General features: G+C 45.6%; 5 protein-coding genes and 1 tRNA gene. 3 read left to right on the forward strand and 3 right to left on the reverse strand.

Annotation, left to right across the window (positions count from 1 at the left end):
* The first annotated feature begins 287 nt into the window (after positions 1-287).
* A complete protein-coding gene (locus tag OGH69_RS14975; protein WP_265175299.1) occupies positions 288-8,891 on the forward strand; it encodes a YDG domain-containing protein in 8,604 nt (2,867 codons plus the stop codon).
* 182 nt (positions 8,892-9,073) lie between these two features.
* Positions 9,074-9,904: a T9SS type A sorting domain-containing protein gene (locus OGH69_RS14980; RefSeq protein WP_265175300.1), complete on the forward strand. Its 831-nt coding sequence runs from the start codon at positions 9,074-9,076 to the stop codon at positions 9,902-9,904.
* Positions 9,905-10,123: 219 nt separating this feature from the next.
* On the opposite strand, the gene OGH69_RS14985 is transcribed toward OGH69_RS14980, so the two are convergent.
* Positions 10,124-10,732 (reverse strand): 50S ribosomal protein L25/general stress protein Ctc, encoded by a 609-nt coding sequence (locus OGH69_RS14985; RefSeq protein ID WP_265175301.1) that lies wholly within the window; start codon positions 10,730-10,732, stop codon positions 10,124-10,126.
* A gap of 35 nt (positions 10,733-10,767) precedes the next feature.
* Positions 10,768-11,709: a ribose-phosphate pyrophosphokinase gene (locus OGH69_RS14990; RefSeq protein ID WP_265175302.1), complete on the reverse strand. Its 942-nt coding sequence runs from the start codon at positions 11,707-11,709 to the stop codon at positions 10,768-10,770.
* Positions 11,710-11,856: 147 nt separating this feature from the next.
* Here OGH69_RS14990 and OGH69_RS14995 point away from each other — a divergent pair.
* Positions 11,857-11,936 (forward strand) — tRNA-Leu (locus OGH69_RS14995).
* Between the two features lie 83 nt (positions 11,937-12,019).
* Here OGH69_RS14995 and OGH69_RS15000 read toward each other — a convergent pair.
* Entirely contained in the window at positions 12,020-12,487 is a 468-nt protein-coding gene (locus OGH69_RS15000) for a hypothetical protein (protein WP_265175303.1), read from the reverse strand.

Genomic DNA, 12,487 nt, shown 5'->3' on the forward strand with positions numbered 1-12,487 from the left:
AAACGTATAACCTTTTATGGGCTAAAAAGGAGACTTTAAAATGTCAAAATCAGCATGCAAAGAAAAGTAAACTTAATTAAAATGAAAAAGGGGCTATCCTTTTGAGACAGCCCCTTTTTCATTTATCAGTTAACACAAAATTTAGTTACATAACATGCACCTAAACAAATAATAACCATCAGGTTACGGTAATACAACTTATAACTCCCTCATAATTAACATAGATGTTAAATATTTGCTAAGTAACAATTCACCCTAATTGTATCTAAAAATTAACTAAAATAATTATGATGAAATTACTACATCAAAAAACCTTAAAGGGCTTGTTTGCACTGACCCTTTTTTTAACTACTGTTGTTTCCTGGGGACAGGTCACGCTTTCCGGGACTTCTTACTCGGAGAACTTTGATACTACACCCGGCTCAGCAGGTACTTCCTATCCTACCGGCTGGACATCTTACAATGGCAGCACGGCGGATGCAACGATGACTACGGGTAACAACACTTCAGCAACCGGAGCCAATTACAACTATATAAGACGAATCGGACTCTTAGGCTCAAGCAGCAATTTTGCTACCTCTTCTATTGTATTACACATTGGCAGCACGGCCAACAAAACAGATTTTAAAATTTCTTATGATGTAATCAAGATCCGGGAGCAAGGACGCAGCAATTCATTTAATCTTGAAGTAAGCACAACATCTGCCACTTCGGGTTTCACAGCTGTGTCTGCCGGAGCATACGCTTCCGGAACTATTGCCGAAGGAACAGTAACTGATTATAACAACATAACGCTTCCTGCGTCAATCAATAACGATAATGGTGGTGTCTGGATCAGGTGGTCATATGCTGAAATTGGAAGCGGATCAGGAAGCAGGGACGGTATAGCCCTTGATAATGTTGTGTTGACATGGACTAATCCTCCGACAGAATCGAACGCTTCAAACATAGCACGCAACAGCACTTTTGCTGAGCCAACAAACATAGATTATGCCCAATACCAGGATGCAAGCATAGCTTATACAGCGGGTGCCCACAATTCAATTGAGGTGGCGCAATTTGACATTCGCGACGGTGGTGGCTCCAGCGATTCTGACGCATTGGTTACAAGCCTTACCGGAATAACTTTTACGGTTACCAATCCATCGGCCCTTAGGAGCCTTGCCCTATTTGATGGTAACACCAAAATAGCTGAAACAGCTGTCAACTCAACCGCCGGTTCGGCTTCCGTGGCTTTTTCCGGCTTCACTTCTACACTTTCAGCTCCCGACAATAGCTCAAAAACCTTCTCGCTTCGGGCAACCTTTAAATCGACGGTTACTGATAATACTCAGATGTCATTCAGGGTTGCCAGTACAACACAGCCAACATCAAACACGTCTAAATTTGCCGAAACCAATGCAGGGCAACAGGTGAGTTCAACTTCCGGCGACGCCAACCGCGTTGAAGTAACCGCCGACAGGCTTGCCTTTACAACACATCCATCTAATGCCGTCGTAGGTGCAGGAATGGCAAACGTAGTTATAACAGCCCGCGACGTTAATAACAATACCGATGCAGATTTTAACCAATCAGTATCCGTAACTTCAACCGGCATGCTTACCGGCAGCCCCGTGAACGTTAATGCAACAAGCGGTGTTGCCACCTTTAACGGACTTGTGCACACTACCGCAGGAAACGGCTTTTTTTTAACAGCAAGTAATCCTGTTAACAGTGATTGGGACACTGTAAATAGTAACTCATTCAACATTACCAAGGCCAACCAGACGATAACTTTTGGCATGTTGGGCAACGTAACCTATGGCGACCCTTCATTTACACTTACTGCTACCGGAGGCGCATCGGGCGAGCCGGTAACTTATATGAGCCTCGATGAAACTGTGGCAACCGTAAGCGGAAATACAATTACCATTGTTGGCCCGGGCCAAACTTTAATAGCCGCATCGCAGGCGGGTAACGACAACTACAGTCCCGCTACAGATGTAGACCAGATCCTTACGGTAAATAAAAAACAACTTACCATAACCGGTGCGGCGGCTCAAAGCAAGACATATGACGGTACCGATACGGCCACCATAACTGGCGCTACCCTAACAGGTGGTGCAGTGGGTGCCGATGAAATAATGTTGGGAGCAGCAGATGCCATTTTTGAAGATAAAAACATAGGCACTGGCAAAGCTGTTGTAGCCCAATTTTCACTATCAGGAGCACATGCCGCAAAATATGAGCTTGCAGAAGACCTCTTTGATTTTACTGCCGACATCACGGCTAAAGAACTTACCATTACGGGAATATCGATAGCCGATAAGAATTTTGATTCGAACACGGACGCTGCCATTACAGGCACTGCAGAACTTACAGGGGTTGTAACTGGCGAAGATGTTAGCCTTGGCGGAACTCCAACCGCTACATTTGACAACATTGGGCCGGGCGGCAATATTCCCGTAACCGTTTTGGGGTATGCCATAACAGGTGCTGACGTTGCCAACTATACCCTTACTCAGCCCACAGGACTTTTTGCAAACATTCTTGAAACCGGCCTGGATAACCAAACTATCACTTTTGACGCGCTTAACCCGTTTACCTATGGCGATGCTTCCTTCACACTGGGCGCTACAGCTTCTTCAGGCCTTACCGTAACTTATACCAGCTCTGACGAAAATGTGGCGACAGTATCAGGCAATACCGTTACTATTACAGGTGCGGGTACCGTAACCATTACTGCCCTGCAGGATGGCGACAGCAACTACAATCCTGCCCCGGCGGTACCGCAGGAGCTTATCGTAAACCAAAAAATGCTTACTGTAGCGAATGCTGCCGTAACCGATAAAATATACAATGGCGGTGATGTTGCCGAAGTTACAGGCACGCTAACCGGCATAGTGGGTGACGACGAAGTAATCCTTGACGGTACAGGACAATTTGCAACCGTAGATGTTGCCAACGGCATTGCCGTTGAGACACTATACGGAATAACCGGGGCTGATGTCGGTAACTACCTGCTTACACAGCCCGGCAGCCTGACAGGTAACATTGTTCCTGCTGAACTTACCATAGTCAATGCCGTTGCCACTGACAAAGTATACAATGCAAACACTGTTGCAGTCATAACAGGTATACTAACAGGTATTGTTGCACCAGATGCTGTAACCTTCGTTGGTACAGGTGTTTTTGCATCGCCTAATGTAAATAATGGCATTACAGTCACCTCTACAGCTACGCTTGAAGGCCCTGATGCGGGCAACTATGTACTGGTACAGCCTACAGGGCTTACTGCCAATATTACAAGTAAAAACATTACCGTAACGGCTCTTGCCGAAAACAAAGAATATGACCGCAATACTACTGCCGAAATTACAATTACTGAAACTACCGGAGCAGAAAGTGGTGATGACGTGACTGTAACCAGCGGGGGTACATTTGCCGATTTCCTAGCAGGAAACAACAAACCGGTAACACCTGCTCTTTCTCTTACAGGTACAGACGCAAGCAACTATACCATTACACAGCCTACAGGTCTTACGGCAGACATTACAGCCAAAAACCTTACCGTTGCCAGCGCTGATGTTGCAGACAAAACATACGACGGTACCACTTCCGCCACGATTGAAAATGCAGTTATTAATGGCATTGTGGCCGGAGACGAGAATGACATAGAAATTGTATCGGGTACATTTGCGCAGGAAACACCGGGTACAGGCATTGCGGTTAGCAACCTTTTACTTTCAGGAAGCGCTGCTGCCAACTACACCCTTACCCAGCCAACGGGGCTTACGGGGAACATCAACGGCATGCAGCTTACACTTGCTAATGCCACAGCTACAAATAAAGTTTATGACGGTACAACCACAGCTACCATTACAGGTACGCTTGCAGGTGTTGCACCTGGCGATACGGTTACATTTACAGGAGCAGGCACATTCGCTTCGGCAGATGTAGCACAGGGAATTGAAGTTACTGCAAACATTGTCCTTACAGGTCCGGATGCAGCCAACTATACCATTATCCAACCTACCGGCCTGACAGCAGACATTATGCCAAAACAACTGACACTGACAGGAATTGCTGCTGAAAACAAAGTATATGACAGGACTACTGTTGCAACAGTATCAGGTACTCCGCAAGCTACTGGCGTACTAAATGATGACGCTGTGACTGTGGAAGGCACACCTATAGCCACTTTTAACAACTACAATGCAGGCCTAAGGTCTGTAAGCGTTACAGGTTATACTTTGGGAGGTGATGCAGCCAACTATGTGCTTGCTGAGCCAACGCTGCTTTCAGCAAATATTACTCCTAAAACAATTACAGCTGAAGGTGGTGAAGTCGCTACCAAAGTTTATAACGGAAATACAACGGCCCAGGTAAGCGGCGTAACCCTGACAGGCCTTGAGGAAGGAGATGAGACAGTAGTGGCCACTACAGGAACATACGCTTTGCCGGATGTAGGTACACATTATGTTACACTCATACTTTCAGGTGCAGGAGCGGCCAATTATACACTTACGCAACCTGATCCGCTGTTGTCCGGCACAATAACAAAGAAGAACCTTACAGTTACTGCAGATAACAAAACTGTTAACAAAGGCGCAGGAATGCCAACTTTTACTGTAAGCTTTAGCGGCTTTGTGGCCGGCGACAATACATCGGACATTGCAGATGTGCCAACAGCATCTGTTACGGTAGCCAACACCAATACACCGGGTGCTTACCCAATAACTGTTTCTGAAGGAGAGGCTGATAATTATGAACTTATATTAGTAAACGGATGGTTCATAGTACAGGATGTTCAGCAAACCAATGTATCTGCAAACCCACTTGCAATTTGGGTTAATAGTGTGGCGGGTTCAAGCACAGCCAATCCATACACTTCGGGCCAAACTTATAACGCCACTTATATTGCTTCGCCTACAGGACTTGGTGCGGGATCAGGTATCAACATAAATTCATATAGCGGCAGGTATGGCGGAAGCGGCTGGTGGACTAATGCCAACAACATTGGCACTAACGATTATTTCTCGTTCAGGCTCGCACCTTTATCAGCCTATCAAATTGACTTTACATCAATTACAGGCTACTGGCAAAGCTCCAACACGGGTCCAAAAAAATATGAGGTACGTTCAAGCATAGATAACTACGCATCGGCTATTTCATCCGGTACTATTACTAATAACGGGAACCAATCGACAATGAGTATCGACCTGTCGTCGCTGCAAAATGTTACCTCCTCAACTACCAATGGTATTGCAGGAGTGGAGATTAGAATATACGCTTTTGATGCCCAATCAGATAGCGGAACATTTAGCATCAATGATTTTACCATTACAGCAAACATAACACAGGCTACTGCAGTACCGGGCACAGCTGCTGTAGTAACCAGCACATCTACTGACACATCTGTATTTGGCAATACCGATACCTACCAGATAACGGCCAGTGGATCACCTGTAATAACAAGCTTCAATGCTGTAGGATCAAATGCCTCGGGCTCTGCAAATAACCCACTACAACAAGGCGTAACAGTAAATACAGCAACCGGCTTGGTATCATTTGACGGTACTACGCCTGTTGGGACACATTATATAAAAGTTTCAGCAACCAACTACTATGGCACAGGAAACAGGGTAGTAACATATACTGTAACCCCTGCCCCTGCCATTTCAGCCACTCCAAGCCCAATTACAACATTCCACGCCTATCAGGGCCAGGGCGCATCGGCCCAGGTACAAATTACCTCTGTTACAGGGTCTAACCTGTCTCCAACATCAGGAAACATTAACCTCTCTGTAACGGGAGATTTTGAAGTTGCTCTTGGGATAGGAGGGTTCAACTCATCGGGCAGCTTTAGCTATAGCGGTGGTACAGTAAACCTGTCTGACCCCCAGATATATGTAAGGATGAAGGCCGGCCTTGCTGTAGGTACTTACACAGGCACACTTACGTTTAGCGGCGGCAACGCAACCTATGAACTGCCTCTTGAAGGTTTAGTAGAAACTGCGCCGTCTATCACAACAACTTTTGCAGCTTTTGGCCCATATTGTGCCGGCACGCAAAACAATATAAGCGTTGCTTATACTACCACCGGGACTTTCCCATCTGGTAATTACTATGTACAGTTATCGAATGCTTCCGGTGTATTCCCAACCGACTTTTCAGGCATCATCAGCGCGCCATCGGCAACAAGCCCAATAGCGGCCACATTGCCAAATACAATGACTCCGGGTAACTATAGGGTACGCGTACTGCACCTGTCTTCGGCGCTACTGCTTACTTTCAGTCTTAACGACAATGGCAGCAACATTGCAATAAAAGCATTGCCTACGCTCGGAAGCGTACAAGCTGGCCCTGCATGTTCGGGTGGCAATACAACTGTAACCCTTACCGGATTATTAGCCAGTACTGAAGTAACTGTAGCATATAACATTGCCGGCAATGCCAATACAGCAACCATAACAGCAGACGCTTCAGGAAATGCAACATTTGACATTGAAGCGGCTTATGCGGACAATGGAGCAACACTTGAGGTTATAAGCCTTACCAGGAATGACGAAGGAAGCTGTTCAAGCGCAATCAGCGCCAACAACACTACGTTAATTTCTGTATACCCTGCCCCCGGAGTGGCAGGAGTAATTGCTGCTCCGGCCTGCAACGGTACAGTTTCTGTAGTTGCCCTTCAAGGCCTGCTTCCGGATACCGCTTTTGAAATTGCATACAGTATTAATGGTGGCGCGACAGCTGTAGCCGAAGTAACATCTGATACAGACGGCGAAGGCTCTTTTGAAATCACGCTCCCTGCCGGAACACACGACATTTCCCTACTTAATGTAACACATACTGCTACAGGATGTACTACTGCACTTAGCGGTGTGGTTGCCGAAATTGTAGTGAACGAAAGGCCTACAGCCGCCATTACATCGGAAGGGTCATCGCTATGCCTTGGCGCCGAGGCTGAAATTGCTGTAGCGCTTACGGGTGTCGGCCCGTGGGAACTTACCTACTCTGACGGTAGTGCACAACATGAAATAACCATTGAAACATCAGACCTTGCCGGTGGTGTATATGCTCTGTCTGTAACTCCGTCTGAGGGTGCAACTACTTACATAGTGACCGGGCTTACAGATGCCAACTGTACAGCCATTGCTGCTGACCTTACCGGAAGCGTTGCCTTTAACGCCGCCGCCAACTATTGGGAGGGTGATGTGGACAACGACTGGTTCAATGCTGAAAACTGGTCGTGTGGTGTAGTGCCAAGTGAAACTATCGCAGCTTCTATCATGAACGGCACAACCCAAATTGCATCGGGGCAGACAGCCAGTGCTGAAACGCTAACCATATCAGGCACCGGGCATCTTATCGTAGAAACAGGAAGTAACCTTTTTGTAACCAATGCTGTTACTGTTGTAAATGATATCGACGAAGAGGGCATAATAACCGGCGGCCAGCTGACGATACAAAACAATGCCAACCTTATCCAGGAGAATGATGGCCCAAACATCAACAGCGGATTTGTGACCGTTGAGAAAAACAGCGCACCCATGTGGAGGCTTGACTATGCTATGTGGGCAGCACCGGTAAGCGGCGAAACCCTGATTGACTTCTCTCCGCACACGCTTGCTAACCGTTTCTACCGTTACAACCCTCTTACTGATGGCTACACGACCAGTGGTATGAATGAAGGTAATGTTGAGTTCGACAAAGGCCGCAGCTACCTTATAAGGGCATCTAACATTCACCCTTCGTACGAGAGCAATCCTACTAACCCAACTGCTTGGGAAGGTGCCTATGTGGGGGTGCCTAACAACGGTGACGTAACAGTATCTGTTGTAGCTCGCCAGAACGACCCTGGCCAGCCGGGTTATGTAAGCGGATTCAACGCAATAGGCAATCCTTACCCGTCACCAATAAATGTTTATGAGTTTTATACCCGCAATATCAATAACCTTGTAAACGGTTCATCTATTTTCTTCTGGAGGAAGAAAAATGACGCTGATACTTCAAGCTATGTATCCCTTACCCTGGGCGGGCTTATCGTGAACAGTGACAACCCGTGGGGGGATAGCAGCAATGGAGAATTTGATAACCTTGACGAGAATGACGAATGGGTTATCAATGCCGGGCAAGGCTTTATCGTTCAGGCCAGGACAACAAGCATAGTATTTGATAACGATATGCGCCAGGGAGTGCATCATAACTACCAGTTCAGGTCAGCCCAGGATCAAACCTCTACAGCGTCGCGCCTGTGGCTAAACCTGAAGAACGATGCAGGACAGTTCAGCCAGTCGCTTATTGCTTATACTGAAAACACCACTCTTGACATCGACTTTGGATGGGATGGAAAAGTAATAGGTGATGGCGCAATTTCGCTCTACTCATTTGCCGGTGATACCAAGCTGGGAATACAGGCCAGGATGGCATTTGACGATACGGACGAGGTGCCGATGGGCTATAAAGCCCAAACTGCCGGCAACTACACCCTATCGATTGACCATGTAGAGGGTGTATTCATGCAAGGCCAGGAAATATTCCTTAGGGATAACCTGCTGGGCGTAACGCACAGCCTTACTGATGGTGCTTATGCATTTACTACAGAGGCCGGTACATTTGCAGGAAGGTTTGACGTTGTGTATGCCGAGGCGCTGGATACCGATATACCGGTGGCAGACCCTAATAGCGTAATTGTTTACAAAAATGGGAACAACATCAACATTACATCGGGTGTCGCTACAATTACCGGAGTAACCGTTCATGACCTTAGAGGCAGGCTATTGTACAGCAATAACAGCATTAACGCTGCCGAAACTGTGGTAAGCGGGCTGCAGGCACAGGAGCAGATGCTGATTGTTGAAGTAGCTACCGAAAAAGGCAAAGTAAGCAAGAAGATAATATTCTAAATGCCGGAAATCCCCCAATGACCGGAAATCCCTACTGCGCCTGTGGCAGTAGGGATTTCCTCTTTTTTAGTGCATACGGAATTGCGTCGTAACCATATCCTAACAATTTGACAATAATGGCTTTTCTTAGAAGCATAACATCATAACTACCTTTACACCGTAAAAATAAAAACTGAAAGAAAATGAAAAAACAATACTTTCTTGCCCTCGGGCTAATGCTTGCCGGTTTTGCTGCTTCGGCACAAACCAACCTTGTTGTGAACGGCAATGCGGAAACATGGACAGGTGGAAATGCAGAAAACTTTGAACCCCACCCAACGCAAAATTACATCAACAATTACATTACACAGGGTACAACAGTACACGGTGGAAGCTTTTCATTAAAGCATCAATCACAATCATCCTCACAGTACCTTGAATATGGTGACCTTATTCCCGTAACGCCCGGGCATTCATATACCATAAGCTATTGGTTCCTGGATAATGATGACCATGCGCGTACAAGGATATGGTCTTCGTGGATGCAACAGGTTGGTGAAGATTTTACAGCACTTCCTGACAATGAAACTGAGCTTCGCTATGCTGACCAAAACCTTTCTTACTCTACAGACAACGCCAACTGGATACAAAAAACCCTGACCCTTACTGCTCCTGCAAACGCAACGCATTTCAGGTACCAGATAAGGACCTACAGACAATCATCAACTGCTGAAGGAGGATACATCTACTACGATGATCTTTCATTTGTAGACAACTCTGTAAACAGCACAAAAGAGAATGCTATAGCCGGGCTTAAAATGTTCCCTAACCCTCTTAACGGCAATGTACTAAACATTACTTCTGACGCTAATGCCACTAAAACAGTAACTGTATTCGACGTTCTTGGAAAACAGGTAATCAATACCACGACTGACAATGGCACTATCAATACATCAAACCTTACTTCAGGCGTTTACATAGTAAAAATTACTGAAGATGGCAAAACTGCAACAAGGAAGCTTGTAGTGCAGTAAACATCCCTCCTCATAAGCAAAAAACCATCGGGTCCTCCGATGGTTTTTTTATGCCCTAATATACAGATAGACCCTTTATGTTTGGACATGAGAGCCTCTTGTAATACATATCCTGAGATTCTTCGGCTCCGTTGCACTCCGCTCAGAATGACCCGGTCAAGGAGTGCATAAAAAAAGCGCCCCGTTTCCGGAGCGCTTCTTGTATGCTGAAAAGATAAATTACTTTTTCTTTCCTTTTGCAGGAGCTTTTGCAGCTTTTGCAGCTTCTTGTGCGGCTTTCATAGCAGCACGTGAAATCCTCACCTGAGCAACCACTGTGTTATCAGGGTTAAGCAGCTTGAAATTGTTTGTAGGAAGCTTGGTTACATAAAGCTTGTTACCCATTTCAAGGTCGGTAATGTCGGCCTCTACATAGTCAGGAAGGTTAGCAGGAAGTGCACGCACTTTCAGCTTACGCTGGTTAAGGCGAAGTACACCACCGGCCATAACACCTTTAGAGTTACCGATAACTTTCACAGGAACTTCCATAGTGATCTCTTTAGCAGGATCAAGCTGGTAGAAGTCGATGTGAAGGATTTTGTCAGATACCGGGTGAAACTGGATATCCTGAAGGATAGCCTCGTAGGTTTTGCCGGCAAGGTCAATTACCACAGTGTGTACGTTTGGAGTGTAAACCAGGTTTTTGAATGCCATTTCTTCTGCAGTAAAATGTACTGGCTGATCTCCTCCGTATAACACGCAAGGTACCATTCCAGCATTACGTACCGCACGCGTTGCCGCTTTGCCTACGCTTTCTCTTTCAGATCCTTTGATCGTAATTGATTTCATTTGAAATAATTAATATAGTTAATAAATAAAAAATTCTATTGTAAGAACTTACCGCTTATCGAGGTATTGTTCTGCACCATGTGCATTACCTCGGCAAACAGGCCTGCGCAAGTCACCACCCTTATCTTCTCAGTTTCCTGCTTCAGCGGTATGCTGTCAGTCACAATCAGTTCAGATAGCTTTGAATTCTCAATCTTTTCATAAGCATTGCCCGATAAAATAGCATGCGTACAAATCGCCCTTACGCTCAATGCGCCTTTTTCTATCATCAGGTCGGCTGCCTTAGCCAGCGTACCGCCCGTATCTATCATGTCGTCTACAAGCACGATGTTCTTTCCGGTCACATCGCCTATAAGCTCCATTGTTTCAATTTTATTGGCCTCCTTGCGCTGCTTGTAGCATATTACCACATCGCTGCCCAGGAATTTGCTGTAAGCATAGGCCCTTTTCGATCCGCCCATGTCTGGCGAAGCTATGGTCAGGTTCTCCAGGTTAAGCGACTTGATGTAAGGCACAAAAATGGTCGACGCAAACAGGTGGTCTACCGGTTTTTCGAAGAAGCCCTGTATCTGGTCGGCATGCAAGTCCATTGTCATGATCCTGGTTGCACCTGCCGTTTCCAGCAATTTGGCCACCAGCTTGGCCCCTATCGGCACCCTTGGCTTATCCTTCCTGTCCTGCCTTGCCCACCCAAAATAAGGTATTACCGCTGTAATATGCCTGGCCGAAGCCCTCTTGGCGGCATCGATCATCAGCAGGAGCTCCATCAGGTTGTCACTGCTGGGGAACGTAGAGCACACAAGGAAAACCCTCAATCCCCTTATCGATTCCTCAAACGATGGCTGGAATTCGCCGTCACTATATTTAGAGAACGTCACCTTACCAAGCTCCACACCATAGCTTTTGGCTATCTGTTCGGCCAGGTATGTGCTGTTTGAACATGCAAAAATCTTTGCGTCCGGTTCAAAATACGACATTTTAATTTGTTGTTTAGTAGTTAGTTAGTGTTGTGTTGTGTAAACGAGGTGCAAATTTAGGAATTTAATCCGAGCGAAAAAGTATTTTTACACGTATTTTTCCTGAAATTAAAATTTTCTTTTTACATTTGCACCCGTTAATCACCGGCCTGGATGGCGGAATTGGTAGACGCGCACGACTCAAACTCGTGTACTTAGGTGTGTGGGTTCGATTCCCACTCCAGGTACAAAAGGGGAAGCTTAATCGCTTCCCTTTTTTATTTGATGTCATTAGTGGGAACAACAGACCCTTTGCAAGGCCTGATGATTGTTAAAGCTTAACTTCTTTCCAATAGATTTCTGCAGGTTTAATCTCAACGCCTTTGAATTCCTCTTCCAGTATTGACTTCGCTGACGCGTTACCGGCTTCATTTGCTTTAAGCAGGTAATAATACCCAAGCTTTTTCATATCTTCATTATCGGTGTAACGGGATATCATATAATTTGCTAAATAGGCATCCGTATTATGGAATTTACTTGCTACATCAAGTGAAATAAATAAAAAGTCGGTTTCATGCCCGGTATAAAAATAGATGTCCATTAGCTCATTAAAAGCCCGTGTATCGCCTTTTCTTGCCTTATCTGTCAATTGCTTCATCAATTTTTCATTTTCATATTTAGAAAGAAAAATTGAACCAGTATTTTCAGTCTTTACAGCCTCCGTAGTTTCCACATTATCGGCCTTGTTCGCACAAGACACGAATACTATACATAAAAAGGAAGTGATTATAGTTTTCAT

This window comes from Flavobacterium sp. MFBS3-15 (assembly GCF_026107645.2).
Classification (GTDB): domain Bacteria; phylum Bacteroidota; class Bacteroidia; order Flavobacteriales; family Flavobacteriaceae; genus Flavobacterium.